Raw genomic sequence first — 17,291 nt, 5'->3', positions numbered from 1 at the left:
AAATCAGTGGAGATAGAGAAATTCGTTTGCGTTGAGCAGCACGTGGCAGAGGTCTGCGAGAGCCTGCTGTCGGGGATCTTGAGCGCCGCCCGAGCGATCTGCACCGGCCCATTGCAGCGGAGTGACCGGTCCATTTTTCGCATTCCATGCGGCGATGGCCGGCACTTCCCACTGGTCAGCGTTGGGATTCATCGCGGCTTCGGGGAGATGACCGCGGACAATCCGTGCACTTTCGATGCGACCATCCCACTGATGGGACGGTGCACGCTTCGCGACGCCACCAATGACGAGATCTGAGTTCCCTTTGCCCAATCCAGAGCGTACGGCGTGAGGAGCCACGGAGGTGAGCTCTGGCGCACTGGGCTTGCCCATTTGCTTCACGCGGAAAGTGACGGTGTGATTGGTGCATGAGACATCCACCACCACGTGGTAGGTCACGCCGAGTTCCAACCTCAGGTCGGATGCCACGGGTTCATACGCAATATTGCGGTTCTCATCCTCGCCCACGAGTTGGATGATGAGATTGCGCGGCTTGAAGCGAGACTTCTCTCCAGTCACGCCGATGCTCCAACCGAAGTCCTCGACGCTTTCGCGTCCGTTGTTCCAGCGGGAGGCAATCGTCCTCACGGAAGCGGCTGCGTCGATGCTGTCGAGCTTCACCACCGCTTCCACAGTGAATTCATCACCCTCTTTCTCATCCGAGGTGGCCACGAGACGTTCCTGTGGGGTGTTTTCCTTGAACTGGCTGGCATTTGCGAGCTCCTCAGGGGTCGGTGCTGCGGGAGCCTCTTGCTCTCCGAGTCGCTTTTCAATGAATCCCTCTGCGATGCGGGTTTCGTTCGGAGTCGGCGGGCGGCCCAAGGCGTATTGCCACACCTCTTCAATGGAAGAGACACGGCTCGCGAGCTTCTTTGCACGGGCCAGGGTCCATTCACCATTCACCATGAGGAGTGCCTGGGTGGGGGTGGTGGTGCTTTGGCGCTCAGAGGTGCTGGCGAAGCCCGCGGGCGCATCGAGACTGCGAAGGAGTTCGTTCTGATTGTTGCGCTTCTTGATGGTGTAGATGGAGCGACGCATGCCACTTCCGTCCGTGGAGGGGCCGCCGCCCTGAAGATCCAGCTCGCCACTCGCAGCCAGCATGGCATCGCGAGCCTGCTCCGCATCGAGCCTCCGCGGATTGAAGCGCCACAGGTACTTGTTGGCGGGATCGAGTTTTGTCGCAGTATCGGGAACTGCACGGTGGGCCGTCTGCCGGTAAGTAGCAGTGAGGAGAATCTCCCGCTGAAGTTTCTTGAGACTCCATCCTCCCTTAAGGAAACGCTGTGTGAGATAGTCCAGCAGCTCGGGATGCGAGGGTGCTTCACCCAGCTCACCGAAGTCGTTGGGCGTAGCCACGAGGCCGCGGCCAAACAGGTAGTGCCAGACACGATTGGTGATGACCCTTGTGGAGAGCTGATTGTCCGGTCGGGCGATCCAGTTTGCCAGCGCTGTCCTCCGACCGGTGGAGTTCGCCAGAGGTTTGATATCGGGCACCTCGGGTGCCAGCAGCGTGAGGAATCCCGGGGGCACATCTTTCTCGCCCTTGCGGCTCTTGAGGAGATTCGGCGCTCCTTTCGCCATGGCGTCTGTGACCACCAGAGCGTCCTGAAGAGGCGCTGGCTTGATGTCATTGAACTTTTCCAGCTCCTTCATCAGGGCGAGATAGCGCTCCTTGTCCTCGGGCTTCTTAATCGATTTCAGCGCATCGAAGCGTTCGCGCTCATAGGCCATCTGCCTCTCGCAGAAGTAGGAGAACTGCCAGTCCTGTGGCTCCCGTTCCTCAGGCTTCTTGTCCACCATGGTGCGGATGTCTGCCTGGAAACGCTTGTAGGCGTTCTCGATGTTCCGCTGGATCATCGGCTCAATGATCGCATCAATCTGCGCACGGATGTCTGCTGTGGCGGTCTCCCACTTGGCCTGGGCTTTGGAGAACTCCTCCTTCTGCGCGTCCGTTGCGAGCTTCAGGTCATCGCGCCAGCGCACGGGCGAAAAGAAGGCACGGAGCCGGTAATAGTCCTCCTGGAGGATGGGATCAAACTTGTGGTCGTGGCACCGGGCGCATCCCATGCTGAGGCCAAGGAAGAGTTCCCCGGCGTTGTCCGTCATATCTGCGAGGATGACCTCATACTGCCCGCGTGCGTCACGCTGGTTGTATTCATAGATGGGAGCGCGGAGATAGGAGGTGGCGACCAGTACTTCCGGGTTCTTGAAATCAATTTCATCTCCGGCGAGTTGCTCGCGTACAAATTGATCATAGGGCTTGTCTGCATTCAGGCTCTTGATGACGTAGTCGCGATAGGTCCAGGCAGCGGGGCGGTAGGCGTCCTGGTTGTATCCGTCACTCTCCGCATACCGGGTGAGATCCAGCCAGTGCTGTGCCCAGCGTTCGCCGTAGCGGGGGCTGGCCAGCAGTTCATCCACGAGCTTTTCATAGGCCTTGGGATCCGTGCTGTGCACAAATGCCTCTGTCTGCTCTTTCGTGGGAGGCAGGCCGTGCAGGTTGAAGTAGAGGCGGCGCACCAGTTCACGTCGATCCGCCTCGGGCGCGGGTGTCAGGCCCAGTTCCTCATGCTTCTTCGAAATGAAGCGGTCAATGTCCGTGCTTGCCCAGTTGCCCTTGACGACAGGTGGCTTGGGATTGGAGAGCGGCTGGAAGGCCCAGTACTTGCGATCTTCAGCCGTGAATCCGTACTGGTCCCGGGCCTGGGCCTGTGCTTCTGCCTTCTCACCGTCCGGCCAGGGAGCCCCGAGCTTCACCCACTGCTCGAGCACCGCGATTTCTTTGTCCGAGAGCTTCTCCTTCGGTGGCATCTCCAGATCTTCCACCTCGTGGCGGACTACCTGGAGCAACAGAGACTTGGCAGCATCACCCGGGATCAGCGCCGCACCAGAGTCACCGCCCGTGGTCATGTATCCGAGATTGTCCACACGCAGGCCGCCCTTCTGCTTCTTTTCTGCGTGGCATTCATAGCAGCGGTTCACCAGCACGGGACGGACCTCATTCTCGAAGAACTTCAGGGAGGCACGCCGGGCGTCAGCATCAGCATCGATACCAGCGGCAAATCCGGAAGCGGCTGTGAGGCAGAAGAGCGGCAGAAGAAGGGACTTCATGGTGGCGGGTACGGAGTCAATCGCGAAACAGCGTGGCAAGGCATCCTCTCCGTCGAGATGGCGTTCTCTAGAAGGAGGATACGTTGTACGGTGCCCAAAGGCGCGGCATGGCGTTTTTCGGACAAGAACCTTCAATTATTTAACGGGTTTTTTAGGCGCGGGTCATCATCCCCCGAACGGGGGATGATGACATTGTCATAAGTTCTTGATGGGAGCCGTTCCGTTTCAATGCCTTCGTCCCTGTACCGTTGTTCTGCTGTCGCAGTTTTGTTTGTCTGTGCACTTGTGCAGGCGCGCGCTGCGGCTCCCAACGCGGATGCACTTCCAAAGCCTGTCACTGCTGCGGTGTGGCACTTCGATGTCAGGGACGCGCTGGGCTCGTGGCCAGCCACGGTACCGGGGCCTCGCCCTCCCTTGCACCCTCTCTTTGCCAAAGACAACGCCGCCGCGGAGTTCCGTTCCGCCTCCGACCAGCTTGTTGTGCCGGGGGAGAAGGCTTCCAGCTTCAAACACGGCGAAGCTCTCACTTTTGACTTCTGGATTGCGCCCGGAGACCTGAAGGAGAAACAACCGGTCTTCCTGCTGGCCAAGGGGGACCCCAACCGCGCGGGCCAGGTGGATGACAATCTCAACTACGGGCTCACCGTGGAGCGATTGAGCTCGAGCGCCATGCGGATCGGTCTGTGCTTTGCTGCGGAACCTGAAAAGCCGGACGCGGTTCCGGTCCGCCACCAGTGGTGGAGTGGCAGCCTTGCCCTCACCGGCTTGGAGTGGCATCACATCGCGCTGACATACACTTTTGGCGATCCCACGAGTGTGATGATTTACATCAATGGCCGGATGCAGCTCTTCTCCGGCAAGTGGGAGAAGTCCACGCTGCGAGGTCCGGTTCAGAGGGACGGAAATCTGCGCATCGGCGGCAGTTCAGGCAAGCAGCAAGCCTTCTACGCCGGTCGTGTGGATGCTCTGACGCTGCATCGTGGTGTGCTGGACAGCCCGACCATTGAAAAACTCTATGCGCTACAACCACCCCCGCCGCCGGCAAATCGCAATGAGGTGAAGCCGGGCGAGGTGCGGGTCGAGCTTTGCACGGAAGGAGTGCCGCCCCGCCGTGAGTGGCCGGATGCGTCACCTCCAGTGGCCGAGGTGATGACTGCCGAGGCCTTTGGATTCTTTGAGCTTCCCCAGGTCTATGTCGCCAGCGGGGTGCGCGGCGATCCTCCCGGCACGACATTCTTGCGAGCGTCCGCACTGGTGCAGTTTCCGAAGGGCCGCCACCGCCTGCTGCTGCGCGCTCGGGGCATTTCGCGGCTCCTGATCGATGGCAAACAACTGCGCGACACTCCGGCGCCTCCCTCCAGCTTGAACGGCCACCACCTGACGTCCGAGCAGGAGACCTATCTGGATCTTGGCCCTGACTTCCGCTTCGCTCCTCCAGGCAATCGCGAGGAGTGGTGCGAGTTTGAATCTGCGGGTGACAAACCACACATGGTCGTGCTGGAGACCGTGTTCGGCACGGTGCGTCCTGGTCTTGGCGAGACTGTGATCGCCTGGTCACGCGAAGGTGAAACGAGTTGGCAGTTGCTTTCACCGACGGCCCGGCACATTCCGTACACGGATGCTGGCTGGGCGGCCTATGAAGCGGAGCAGCGAAAGGTGTTGGAACGCATCGATACTGAGCGACGACTGGCCAAACGCGCAGGACAGAACGCCTACTGGGAAAGGCGCCGCGAGGCTGCCAAAGCCTGGCTGGCACAAACACCAGACCTGCCCGTGCCACCACTGCCCAAGGGCATGCCCGGGCACAATGAAGTGGATCACTTTCTTGGTGCTCGCATTGCTCAAGTAGCGCCTACGTACAAGCATGTCTCTGGGAACGGACCGGACTTCTATCGTGATATCAAGCCGCTGCTGGAGACTCGCTGCTATGACTGCCATCAGGGTAGCAAGACCAAGGGGGGGCTGCGTCTGGATAAACTCGCGGCGGCCGTGCAGGGAGGTGACTCTGATGGTCCAGCTATCACGCCCGGCAAACCAGAGGCCAGCGCGCTGCTGCATCGCATCCGCACCGAGGAAGAAGACGCTGTCATGCCGCCCAAGGGAGCCCGCCTGACAAGCAGGGAGATCACGCTGCTTGAAACCTGGATCCAACAGGGCGCAAATTGGCCGGAATTCCGCGTGAGCACATTGGAATTGCCTCCTCTCGCCGACGACATGACCTTTCTCCGTCGCGTCACACTCGACACGGTCGGCGTGCCCCCGCATGAAAACGAGATTCGTGACTTCCTTGCCGACACCTCTCCGAATCGCCGTACCAACGTCATTGACCGTCTTCTCAAGGATCCTCGCTGGGCGGATCACTGGATGGGCTACTGGCTGGATGTGCTGGCAGAAAATCCCAACCTACTGAGCGGAAGCCTGAACAATTCTGGTCCCTTCCGCTGGTGGATCTACGAATCGCTCCGTGATGATCAGCCCATGGACGCCTTCGTCACCGAACTGGTGCGCATGGAGGGGAGCAGCAACATTGGTGGGCCGGCAGGCTTTGCAGTCGCGGGACAGAATGATGCACCACTGGCGGAGAAGGGCGCCATTCTCGCGTCCGCTTTTCTCGGCGTGGAGATGAAGTGCGCACGCTGTCATGATGCTCCGGCGCATGTGTCGAAGCAGGAGGAGTTGTTCCAACTCGCCGCCATGCTCAATAAAGCGCCACTCAAGGTACCGACGACCAGCAGTGTGCCGACCGACAAACTGCATGCCGGCGGTCGCAAGCCTCTGATTCAGGTCACGCTGAAACCCGGCACGCAAGTGCAGCCTGTCTGGCCCTTCGCTCGTTTCTGCAGTGAAGACGCCGCAAAAAACCTTGCAGCAGATCCGAAGAACACACGCGATCAACTCGCCGCGCTCATCACCGCGCCGCAGAATGAGCGCTTCGCCGAAGTCATGGTGAACCGGGTCTGGCAGCGGCTCATGGGGCGTGGTCTGGTGGAAAATCCCGGCGACTGGGAAAAGTCCGAACCCTCGCATCCAGAGCTTCTTCGCTGGCTGGCTCGCGAGTTTGTGCGATCTGGCTACAGCCTGAAGGCGGTGTCCCGGCTCATCATCACCTCCCATGCCTATCAACGGGCCAGCATTCCGGAGTTGGAAAATGCCGAGCCGCTCTATGTGGGGCCGCCTCCGCGCCGCATGAATGCAGAGCAGATTGTGGACTCCCTGTTCGCGACCACCGGCAAGCCCTTCAAGCTGGAAGAGCTGTGCTTTGATCTTGATGGCATCTCCAACATGCGCACGCTCGGCCAGCCGCGGCGTGCGTGGATGCTGACCTCCACCTCAAATGAACGTGACCGTCCCAGTTTGACGTTGCCACGGGTGCAGGCTGTCATCACAGCACTGGAGGCGTTCGGCTGGCGTGGTGCCCGTCAATCGCCAGTCACCCTGCGTGAAAGCGACCCCAATGTGCTCCAGCCTGCAGTGCTTTCCAATGGTGTGATGAGTGCGTGGGCAGTGCGCTTGAGCGACGATCATGGCATTACACAGCTCGCCATGAAGGAACAATCGCTGGATGCCTTCATTGAGGTATTCTACCTGCGGTTGCTCACACGCATGCCGACGGACAAGGAGCGGGCGAGTGCCAGAGAGCTGCTTGGCTCTGGTTATGCAGAGCGCCGGGTGTCGGCCTCTGCCAAAACGAACGTTAAACGCGTTCGTCCCAAGTATGTGACCTGGTCGAATCACCTCGATGGGCCGGCAAATGCGCTGGCGCAAGAATTGGAGGCCAATGCGCGCCGTGGGGACCCTCCGACAACACAGCTAAGTGCCGACTGGCGTGAGCGCCTGGAGGATCTCCTCTGGCAAACCGTCAATCTACCCGAGTGGTTGTTCATCCGTTGACGGATGAGCGGTGTCTTCAATTCCGATACTTCAGTTCTCCCCTGTTCATGAATCGCCGACAGTTCCTCACAAAAAGCGCTGCCTTCGCCACTGCACCTATGGCGGGTTCCTCGCTGCTGGCATCCTCCACGCCTCTGCATGTGCCGAAGGGCAAGGCGGAGCACTGCATCTTCATCTGGCTGGGTGGGGGGATGTCCCAGATTGATACGTTCGATCCCAAGCGCCGCGGTAATCCGCGATCTGCCCCCAAAGTCGCAGGATCGGACTACGCTTCTATCGATACGATCGTTCCCGGTGTGCGGTTCACTGAACATCTCTCGCACACCGCGAAGGTAGCGGATCGTCTCACGGTCGTACGGACAGTGAATCACAGCGTCACGGACGAGCACGCCTTTGCCACGAACATGGTCCATACCGGCCGCATGATTAGTGGCACGGTCACTTACCCTTCCATCGGATCCCTGGTGGCGCACCAGCGTGGTGCGGTGTCAGATGCTGTGCCTGCCTATATGCTCATAGGGTACCCGAATGTAAGCCGTGGCCCTGGTTTCCTGGGGCCGCGTTATTCCAGTGTCTACCTGGTGGATACCCAAAGCGGCCCCGCCGGCTTTGCACAACTGGAAGGGCTCTCAGCGGCCCAGGTGGCCCGCAGGCGTCAACTCGCATCCACTGTCTCTAGTGGCACAAATGAGCAGGCTTTGGGGCACTATGCCGAGTTGCAGGAGCAGGCCCGCCGCTGGGCCGAGCCTGCATTCATGCGGAATTTCAAGCTTGATGAAGAGCCTGCCTCATTGCGTGAAGAATATGGAGGGGAGTTTGGCCAGCGCTGCCTGCTCGCACGGCGCCTTACTCAGGCAGGCGTGCGGTTCATTGAGGTCTCCCACAACTTGAACTTCATCAACGGCACGGGTTGGGACACGCATTTCGAAGGGCAGCTCAATCAGCATCTCTTGATTCAGGAACTCGACGTGGCCCTGTCCGCACTCATCCGCGATTTAGAGAAGAAAGGTCTGCTCGACAAAACGCTCATTGCCACCGGTACTGAATTCGGAAGGCCAGCGGAGTTTGACAATCGCGGTGGTCGTGGGCATCAAGGCAGCGCATTCAGCCTGGTGCTGGCGGGCGGGGGACTGAAACATCGTGGTGCGTATGGTGTCACCGATGAGCTCGGAGCCAACATCGTGGAGAGCCCGGTTTCCGTCCCGGATTTCCACGCCACGATGTACGCAGCTCTCGGCATTGATCCAGCGGTGGAGCTTCATGAAGCGGGGCGTCCGGTCCCCATCACCGACGGTGGCAAGCCCATTGCCGCAATGTTTGCCTAGGCCACTGCACTGATGGCGAATCGACCTTGAACCTTCACCATCCCCTGAACGCCCGGCAGAAATTTTCTCCCATGCTCCGCTACTCCCTGCTCATTTGTGCACTCGGTATGCTGACCGTCGATCAGGCCTGCGCGAAGGACAGGCAGGCGCAGGTGTTCCGCACATTCATGCCGGGAGCTGGACCTTCAGCCTTTGGAGTTGTGCTGAATCCGGAGATGGCATTGTGCTATGACCCTCTGCGAGGTGGAGTGAACCAGGCCTGGCGTGGCACCCTGGACCTCTCACCGACGCTTCGCGCCAAGATCAATGAACCAGCAAAAATCAGAGGTGCGGTATTCTATGAGGAGACCACGGTGCAGCCATTGCGCATCAATGATGCGGGTAAAGTTCCTGAGCGCCGCTTCAAAGGATACAGCTATGAAGAGAATGGCGTGACCTTCAGCTATACGCTGGATGGCATTGCAATCCGTGAAACCCTGCTGGCCACGGCGGATGGTGGTGGTCTCGAACGCCACTGGAGCATTCCGAACGGTGTGACTCTATTTCTCATCACGGATCCCCAGGCAAAAGCGAAGGTTGTCGTGCAGGGAGGCGCTGAGGTGTCACGGGGAACGTGGAAATTCGTCGGCGCGCCGGATGCGGCATTCTTCATGAAGATCCAACCAGACTCGTCAGTTCGTTGATTGCTGCATCACCAGTTCCTCAAGCACACGCATGTCCAGACTCTCCGGCATCCTGTTCCTTGTATTCGCCTCTGCCCTGTATGCGAACACTTACGAGATCGAAGAGATCACGCTGCCCAAGGCGATGTCTCCCGAACTCTCGGGTGTGGCATTCACACCCTCCGGCAAGCTGGTGGTGGTGAATCGACCTGGGGAGATATGGATTCGAGATGACGCGCGCGTTGAAAGCTGGCGGCGATTCGCCTTCGGCCTGCATGAGCCACTGGGAGTCCTGGCTCTCTCGGGCGATGAGATACTGGTCACGCAGCGTCCGGAGCTGACACGGCTGCGCGATACTGATGGGGATGGCGAGGCGGATTGCTATGAGACCGTGAACGATGACTGGAGTGTCACGGATAACTGGCATGAGTTCACCTTTGGACTCCATCTGAATCGCGATGGCGAGTTTGTCCTGTCCACTGGACTTCCAGATGTTGCGGGGCCAATCAACCAGAGCTTCCCACGCGTGCCTCTGCACTTGGAAAAGGTACACGAAGAAGCAAAGCCCTCTCCGGGCAGATATGAAGGTTGGGTGATGAAGGTCAGTCGTGAGGGCAAAATGACTCCACTGGCCAGCGGCTTCCGTGCTGCTGCGGGCGTGGGAGTGAGTCCGCAAGGTGATGTCTTCGCAACGGATCAGCAGGGTGACTACATTGCCACCAGCACTCTTGTTCATGTACAGCCGGGACGATTTTATGGCCATCCTGCGTCGCTGAAATGGCGTGACGACTATCAAGGGCCGCTCACCTTGGAGGCTCTCACACAAATGCGTACACCCGAAGCGGTGGCCCTGCCTCACGGGGCGATGGGTGGCAGCCCGGGTGAGCCAGTGTGGGACACTACGGGTGGAAAGTTTGGTCCATTCATGGGGCAGATCTTCATCGGCGATTTCACGAAGCTCATCAGTCGCGTCTTCCTTGAGAAAGTCTCCGGAGAATATCAAGGAGCCTGTTTTCCCTTCATCCGTGATGCGGTGGGACTCGCGGCCATCCAGGCAAACAGTGGTGCGGATAATCTGACGATTCCTGCCGGGAAGGATGGGCTGAAATACTTCCGCGATGTACCACCTCGCACGGGCACCTCGTTGCGTCCCGGAAACATGCGCATGGCATTTGCTCCCGACGGAACTCTTTACGTGGCGCAGACCACACGAGGGTGGGGGAAGGGGGATGGACTGCAGCGCATCATCTGGTCGAAGAAGACTCCGGTGGAGATCGAGAAGATGGAAGTCACCCGCGATGGCTTCCGGCTCACGTTTACGGAGGTGATGAATGCTGAGCAATTGGGTGAGGTCCGCCACTACCGCCTCGGTCGTTTCCGCTATCTGTACCTGCCATCCGGATCGCCGCGTGTGGATGAAGCTGCAGCCAGCATCTATGACATTCGTGTTGCCGGAGATCATCGTTCGGTGGAGATCGCCGTTCGAGATCTACAGCCGGGATACATTTATGAGCTGGAGTTGGATGATCTGCGCTCCAAGGCTGGAGTGCCAGTGGAGAATCCACAGGCATTTTACACACTGACCCGTCTGCTCGACGGACGCACCTTTGCTGGGCCCATGTCCAAGCCATTGCTCGCTCCCGTAGCCAGGACGAACGCCGCACCGGATTCGGAAGCTGGGCGCCGTATCTATGGGACCTTCTGCGTGACATGTCATCAGCCCGATGGCAAGGGCGGTGCGCTGCCTGGTACGGAAAGTCTCCCCACAACGTTGGTGGCGGCGGACTTCACCCGACGTGGTGAGGGGGCACCCCTGTCAAAAACGGATGCAGCGTTGATTCAGGTCATCACCAACGGGGCACCTGGCAAGCCCATGCCCCCTTTTGGAAGCGTGCTCAAATCAGACCAGATACGCGACGTACTCTCGTACCTGCGCTCTGCGTTTGGTGACAACTCTCCTCCCATCCAGCAACCCGACCGCAAGCTCTGATATCCATGCCATTCTTACGCTCCCACCACGTATTGCAAAGCAAGGTCCTGCCTTCAAAGCCAGGCATTGGCGTCAGAGGCATGGCCTTGGGCCTTGTGTTCTCTCTTGCTGCCATGTCGGCGCATGGCGCGGATGTGCCGATGCCAGTGGCGCGTGATCATCAGCTGCAGGTGGAACTGGTGGCATCAGAGCCGCAGATTGTCACACCGATTGGTGTTGCGGTCGATAAACGAAACCGGCTCTTTGTAGTCGAGTCGCACACCCATCATCGTCCAGCGGACTACAAGGGGCCCGCGACCGATCTCGTAAAGATGTTCGTCGATACCAACAACGACGGCATCCCGGATTCGCCCAAGGTGTTCGCGGAGGGATTCAAGAGTGCAATGAATCTCGCACTGTCGCCAACGGACGAGTTGTATCTGGTGCATCGGAGCGGTGTGGTGGTGTTGCACGATGCGAATGGTGATGGGGTGTCTGAGCGCACCTCCCCTGTGGTGGAACTCGAGACCGCTGAAGTATACCCTCACAACGGACTCAGTGGCATCACCTTCAGCCGGGATGGCTGGCTCTATCTTGGGATGGGTGAGAACTTTGGAGCAGAGCACAGGTTGCGTGGGACAGATGGGCGCAGCGTCCACACAGGTCCAGGACGCGGGGGCAAGGTCTTCCGCTGTCGTGCAGATGGAAGCGAATTGGAGGAGGTGGCGGCAGGTTTCTGGAATCCGTTCGGCCTTGAACTGGACCGCGCGAACCGGCTGTTCTGCGTGGATAACGATCCTGGCGGACGTCCTCCCTGCCGCCTGCTGCATATCGTTCCCGGTGGTGACTACGGCTACAAGCGACGCTACGATGACACGAATGCCTTCAACGGCTGGGACGGTGAATTGCCGGGTACGCTGCCGATGCTTTCAGGAGTGGGGGAATCCCCCTGTGGCATCCTTTCGTGTGACAGACTCTCACTGCCGGAAGGTTACGCTGGAGCCTTGCTGGTTGCTTCATGGGGAGATGCGGCGATCGAGATGTACCGGCTGCAGCCTCATGGTGTCTCGTTTCGTACCAGCAAAGAGATCCTGATGGCAGGCGAGAAGAAGTTCAAAGAGGCCTTCTGTCCTGTCGACATGGCGGCGGCGCCTGATGGTTCCCTCTATATCACGGATTGGGCGGATCGTACTTCCTACCCTGTCCATGGCAAAGGGCGCATCTGGCGGCTCTCAACGAAGCGGGGAGCCTCCGCTGTAAAACCGGCCTATGAGAATGCGCTTGCGGAGTCGAGCAAGGAGGCGCTGAGATTCCAGCGGCTGCTGAACGGCAAGCCTGCTGCGCAGGATCAGGAATGGAAACTCTCCCTCACGGATTCGGACCCGTTTATCCGCTCCGCCACCATCACCGCGCTAGCCAGGCCAGAGGCGCGTGAAACGCTGGCAAAGGCTGTGACGGATTCGGATCCTGCTGTGCGGCTGGGGGCCATGATCGCCCAGTGGCGGAGCAGAAGCGGGGATCCGATGGCAACCCTCCGTGCAGCGCTTCGTGATACGGATGAGAGAATTCGCTTTCTCGCCTTGTGGTGGGCTGGTGAAGATGGCGTGGTGGGCCTGTCGGAAGAACTTCACAAGGCCGTGGCACAGCAACCCACGCCGGAACTTTTCCAGGCTTACCTCACCGCCGCAGAACTGTTGGCTGCTTCGAGCAATGCGGACGCCCAGCAGCAGTCCGGAGGCACCCGGCCCAAGCCCACGGCTGCGGTGAGGCAGCAACTGCTGGCGCGCATCCTTCACGATGACGCACAGCCAGCCGCGCTGCATGCCATGGCTGCAGCAACGGTGACCTCCCTGAACGATGCCAAGATCGCGGCCCGGTTGTTGTATTTCGCGAGCAGTGGCGAGCTCAACCTGCGTCGTGAAGCGGTGCGCACCCTGGGTGGGTGTCCTGCACCGGAAGTGCCTGCGACGTTGAAGTCCATTGCTCTGGACATTGCATTGCCTGCTCCGCTGCGGGCTGACGCTATCATGTCTCTGGCTCGGCGTGAACCGTCCCAGCTTGCTGCGTTGTCAGGTCTTCTGAACGACCAAGATATGCGGGTACAACTGGAGATCGCCCGGTCCTTGCGTCTCGTTGCCAGTGAGACCTCTGTGAGAAATCAACTCCGGCTGAAGCTTGCAACTCTCTCCGATTCTTCATCTGCACTGGCACAGCAACTTCATCTGGCGCTGCAGACTGAATCTGCGACGAAGCGCCCCGCTTCTGAGGTTGAGTGGCGGGAGGCAGTGAAGGCACCGGGAGACGCGGTTTCTGGTGAGCGTGTATTTTTGCATCCGCTCTCTGGCTGCACGGCGTGCCATCAAGCTGAAGGGCGTGGCACGAGCATCGGTCCGAATCTCACGTATGTGGCCAGGTCGCTGGACCAAGAGCGCCTTGTCGAGGCCATCCTGGTTCCCTCACGTGAGGTGGCCCCGCAGTATGAGCACCATATCGTGACGACCAAGGCTGGCATGGTGTATTCGGGAGTGCTTGTTCACAGTGCCCTGGATGGTGCGCCATTGATCGATGCCCTCGGCGCGGGGCGGATACGCGTGCCGATGACGCAGGTGGCGAGGCACGACACTTCGACACTCTCCATGATGCCAGCGGGGCTGGAAAACACCATGACGGTGCAAGATTTGCGCGATCTCATTGCCTATCTGACCACTCTCAAATGAAGGTCTGCTCAAATGCGAGCAAGGCCGACTGACTACGGATTGTACTATCTAATCACCTTACCACTATGAAGTGCGTAAAAGACCTCTTCCTCACATCCATCCTCGCGATGTCTGCCGGGCTGGCATTCACCCAGGAGCCTGCCGCCTCGAATGCCCCGCGACTGAATCGCTACATCGAACTCATGGAGGCGAAGAAGCCAGCGTTCGGTGTCTTTTCATCCATTGTTTCCACTCGGAATGGCGCGGCGATGGCTGGGAGCGGATTGGACTTCGTGATTGTGGATCTGGAGCACTCTCCTTTCGATCCAACCCGGCTGGAAGGCTACCTGCTTGGTATGGTGAACAAGGGAGAAGTCCTCAAAAAGGGGAATCTTCAGCCAGGTGTGGTGCCATTTGTGCGCGTCCCCGCCGCAGGCCGTGAGCATCTCCAGTTCGTTATCAAGCAGGTGTTGGATCTCGGTCCCATGGGCATCGTGGTGCCCCATGTGGATACTCCTGAAGATGCGAGAGCCATGGTGCAGGCCTGCCGGTTTCCGCAGCTGAACGGTGTGCCTGACTATGAGCCGGTGGGCAAGCGCGGTGTGGGCTATGGCTGGGCCGCGCGATACTGGGGCCTCTCCGGGACGGAGTATGCAGAGAGGGCGGATCTGTGGCCGCTGGATCCCAAGGGTGAACTCGCACTCTGGCTGATGATTGAAACAAAGGAGTCAGTGGACAACTGTCTTGCGATTGCTCGCACGCCAGGAGTCAGCGGCCTGTTCCTCGGACCATCTGATTTGGCCTTCTCCCTTGGGGTGCCGCTGGGTGACCCGGCGGTAGAAGCTGCCATTGAGAAAGTGGTCGCCGCCAGCAAACAGTCCGGCGTACCACTCGGCACACTGTGTGGGGCAGGTGAAGTCGAGAAGAGGCTTGCCCAAGGATTCCGCTTTCTGGCTGTGGGTGGCGATGGAGGCCCGTCCGCAAGCGTGAAGGAGGCTGTTTCCATCGGACGGAGATTCAAGGCCAAGCCATAGCCCTGGGTGCGCATGCCGCATGCATGATCCTTCGCGCTAGGCTCTTTCATTTTCAGCATTCATCACCTCAACCTCATGAAGACATTGCTTCACTATCCATTCAAATTCGTTGGCATAGCCGTCTTGTTGCTGGGCGTTGCCTCGATTTCCTGCGGTTCCGAGCTGCACATCGGTGCTGCAACCATCGATATCACTCCAGAACGTCCGGTACCTCTCGACGGCCAGATGCATGTGCGCATCTCTGAGAAAGCCGAGACACCCATCTTTGTCACCGCCTTGGCTTTGGAATCGAGGGATGGCGAACAAGTGCTGGACCAGGCCATCATGGTCTCCTGCGACATCGTGGCCATCCGCAAGGGGGTCATTGAGATCGTACGTGAGAAGGCGAAGGACAAATTTCCAGGCTTTGACCTCAACAAGCTGTTCCTGAATGCCACCCATACGCATACGGCGCCGGTGACGATGAAAGGCGAGCGCTATCGCCTTGTCAGCAGTGATGTCATGAAGCCGGAGGAATACACGGACTTCATGTCGGACCGCATCGTGGAGGCCGCCGTGCAGAGCTGGGCGCAACGGAAGCCTGGCAAGGCGGGGTGGGGGCAGGGGCAGGCCGTGATTGCCCAGAATCGGCGCGCTACCTATGCCGATGGCAGCGCGAAGATGTACGGGGCTACCAATGTCCCAGACTTTCGTGGCATCGAAGGCTACGAAGACCACAACCTGGACGTGCTCTTCTTCTGGGATTTGAAAGACCAGCTCATTGCCACCGCAGTGAATGTGCCCTGCCCATCCCAGGAAGTTGAAGGCCTCAAGGTCATTCATGCGGACTTCTGGGATCCGGTGCGCCGCCAGCTGCGTGAGCGTTTTGGAAAGGATCTTCATATTCTCGCCTGGACTGGCGCAGGAGGTGACCAGGTCCCACGCCCCATGTATGGCAAACCCGCTGACGAACGTATGCGCAGGCTGCGCGGCCTCACCCGGTTGGAGGAAGTGGCCCGGCGTGTGGTACGTGGTTGGGAGGAGGCCTATGAAGGCGCCAGGCTTGAGCCCGTGGCGGGTGCTGTGCTGGAGCACCGCGTGGAGAAGATCGAACTGCCCTGGCGCAAGGTCACCGAGAAGGAGCTGGCAGACGCGCAAAAAGGAGTCGACCAGTATAAGGACGATGCGAAGGAGCAATGGAGGTATCTCTGGAACAAGGGCGTGGTGGACCGATATGAGACGGAGAAAGCTGGTACTGCTGGTACCTTCCAGATGGAGCTGCACACATTGCGTCTCGGCGACGTGGCCATTGCCACGAACGAATTTGAGCTCTTCACGGACTATGGAGTGCAGATGAAAGCGCGCAGTCCGGCGGTCCAGACTTTCTTGATTCAGCTCACCGGTTCTGGCGGGTATCTTCCAACACCGAGAGCAGTCGCCGGCGGAAGCTACAGTGCCATCATCCAAAGCAGTCGCGTCGGTCCTGAAGGAGGGCAGGAACTGGTGGAACGGACGGTGAACGGCCTGAATGAATTGTGGAAGAAGAAGTAGCCCGGTAACATCCCGGCACTTCTGGGTACGATGAGCACTCGAGAGATGCGTGAATTGCCAGGGCAACTCACGCATCTCCTGTGGAGTCTTACTTCTTGCTGTCGATGTATTCCTGCACCTGCACAGGAACGTCGCTGCAGATGGCATCCACGCCCAGGCCGAGTCCGAGGAAGTAGTCCTTGAGATTGTGACCGGGCCAACCGGTGACGATGAAACCCTGTTTCTGGGCATCCTTTACAGCGAGGCGGGTCGTGCCTTCCATTTTTGCTGCGATTCTCTTGGAGCCGATGGCTTTTGCCGCCTCCATCAGTTCAGGGGTCAGCGGGCCACCTTTGATCAGCATGATGTCAGCATTGGCATCGATCTGCTTGATCGCTTTCAAGGGACGCTGATCGAAGGAGGTGAATATGTACGTCGAGCCTTGCGGGACAAATGCAGTGACTTTCTGATGCAGCTTGGCGGCATACGCGGCAATGGCGGAGTCCGGATAAAGCTCCTTGTTGCTGGTCTTCATTTCAAATTCCACATACATGCCAGGCTTGTCCTTCAGGTAGTCCAGCAGCGTGTCCAGGAAGAGCAGGGGTTCGTTCTGCTTCTTGGAGCGTACCTTCCTGGCGTCGTCCGCATGCATGTGTTCCACCGGACCACTGCCATGATGAGTGCGATCCAGCGAGTCATCATGCAGTACGACCAACTCACCGTCCTTGGTCAGGCGCACATCCAGTTCATAGCCCCTGATCCCCTTTTCATAGCTGCTCTTGAACGCGTAGAGCGTGTTCTCCTCAAACTCATGAGCCCCGCCGCGGTGGGCGAAGTGAAATGGTGTCTTTTCCTCTGCCTGCAAGCTGGCCGGACAGATGCATGCGGCAATGGCTGCCGTGAATATGAATAGTGAAGTGGGGTGTGTCTTTTTCATGAGAACTGGGTCGAGAATATCCTAAACGAAGAATAGACATACGACGCCAGCGCGACCTGGACTTGCACCGAATTCAGTCTTGCAAAAGAACGCTGTGTTGGGCAGGTTGTCCAGACGA

9 protein-coding genes are annotated in these 17,291 nt (G+C 59.1%); 7 read left to right on the top strand and 2 right to left on the bottom strand.

The window, feature by feature from the left end:
• Window positions 1–3: 3 nt before the first annotated feature.
• Window positions 4–3,150, bottom strand: a complete 3,147-nt coding sequence (locus DES53_RS09560) for a DUF1549 domain-containing protein (protein ID WP_113957995.1) — start codon at window positions 3,148–3,150, stop codon at window positions 4–6.
• A gap of 414 nt (window positions 3,151–3,564) precedes the next feature.
• Between DES53_RS09560 and DES53_RS09555 the strand changes: the two genes are divergently transcribed.
• From DES53_RS09555 to DES53_RS09525, 7 genes are all read left to right on the top strand, one after another.
• Window positions 3,565–7,041, top strand: a complete 3,477-nt coding sequence (locus tag DES53_RS09555) for a DUF1553 domain-containing protein (protein ID WP_245958128.1) — start codon at window positions 3,565–3,567, stop codon at window positions 7,039–7,041.
• Window positions 7,042–7,088: 47 nt separating this feature from the next.
• Entirely contained in the window at window positions 7,089–8,366 is a 1,278-nt protein-coding gene (locus tag DES53_RS09550; protein WP_113957993.1) for a DUF1501 domain-containing protein, read from the top strand.
• A gap of 71 nt (window positions 8,367–8,437) precedes the next feature.
• On the top strand, window positions 8,438–9,049 hold the full coding sequence (locus DES53_RS09545) for a hypothetical protein (RefSeq protein WP_113957992.1): 612 nt from the start codon (window positions 8,438–8,440) through the stop codon (window positions 9,047–9,049).
• A gap of 31 nt (window positions 9,050–9,080) precedes the next feature.
• On the top strand, window positions 9,081–11,018 hold the full coding sequence (locus DES53_RS09540; RefSeq protein WP_113957991.1) for a c-type cytochrome: 1,938 nt from the start codon (window positions 9,081–9,083) through the stop codon (window positions 11,016–11,018).
• 5 nt (window positions 11,019–11,023) lie between these two features.
• Entirely contained in the window at window positions 11,024–13,714 is a 2,691-nt protein-coding gene (locus DES53_RS09535; RefSeq protein ID WP_113957990.1) for a PVC-type heme-binding CxxCH protein, read from the top strand.
• A 65-nt stretch (window positions 13,715–13,779) separates the two neighbouring features.
• Window positions 13,780–14,727 carry an HpcH/HpaI aldolase family protein gene (locus DES53_RS09530; protein ID WP_113957989.1) on the top strand — a complete coding sequence of 316 codons (948 nt, stop codon included), beginning with the start codon at window positions 13,780–13,782 and terminating at the stop codon, window positions 14,725–14,727.
• Between the two features lie 75 nt (window positions 14,728–14,802).
• The gene (locus DES53_RS09525; RefSeq protein WP_113957988.1) at window positions 14,803–16,257 is read left to right on the top strand and encodes a hypothetical protein; all 1,455 of its coding nucleotides are present in this window, start codon (window positions 14,803–14,805) and stop codon (window positions 16,255–16,257) included.
• Window positions 16,258–16,345: 88 nt separating this feature from the next.
• Here the strand turns inward: DES53_RS09525 and DES53_RS09520 are convergent, their stop codons facing one another.
• Window positions 16,346–17,173 (bottom strand): glycerophosphodiester phosphodiesterase, encoded by an 828-nt coding sequence (locus tag DES53_RS09520; RefSeq protein WP_113957987.1) that lies wholly within the window; start codon window positions 17,171–17,173, stop codon window positions 16,346–16,348.
• Window positions 17,174–17,291: the final 118 nt, after the last annotated feature.

It is taken from the genome of Roseimicrobium gellanilyticum, assembly GCF_003315205.1.
Classification (GTDB): Bacteria; Verrucomicrobiota; Verrucomicrobiia; order Verrucomicrobiales; family Verrucomicrobiaceae; genus Roseimicrobium; species Roseimicrobium gellanilyticum.
Note: the sequence above shows the minus strand (reverse complement) of the source record. Positions and strands in the feature narration are given on the sequence as shown.

Excerpts from the sequence above, each read along its gene's own strand:
- DES53_RS09550 (WP_113957993.1), top strand. The coding sequence starts at position 7,089 with ATGAATCGCCGACAGTTCCTCACAAAAAGCGCTGCCTTCGCCACTGCA.
- DES53_RS09530 (WP_113957989.1), top strand. The coding sequence starts at position 13,780 with ATGAAGTGCGTAAAAGACCTCTTCCTCACATCCATCCTCGCGATGTCT.
- DES53_RS09535 (WP_113957990.1), top strand. The coding sequence starts at position 11,024 with ATGCCATTCTTACGCTCCCACCACGTATTGCAAAGCAAGGTCCTGCCT.
- DES53_RS09540 (WP_113957991.1), top strand. The coding sequence starts at position 9,081 with ATGTCCAGACTCTCCGGCATCCTGTTCCTTGTATTCGCCTCTGCCCTG.
- DES53_RS09560 (WP_113957995.1), bottom strand. The coding sequence starts at position 3,150 with ATGAAGTCCCTTCTTCTGCCGCTCTTCTGCCTCACAGCCGCTTCCGGA.
- DES53_RS09520 (WP_113957987.1), bottom strand. The coding sequence starts at position 17,173 with ATGAAAAAGACACACCCCACTTCACTATTCATATTCACGGCAGCCATT.
- DES53_RS09545 (WP_113957992.1), top strand. The coding sequence starts at position 8,438 with ATGCTCCGCTACTCCCTGCTCATTTGTGCACTCGGTATGCTGACCGTC.
- DES53_RS09525 (WP_113957988.1), top strand. The coding sequence starts at position 14,803 with ATGAAGACATTGCTTCACTATCCATTCAAATTCGTTGGCATAGCCGTC.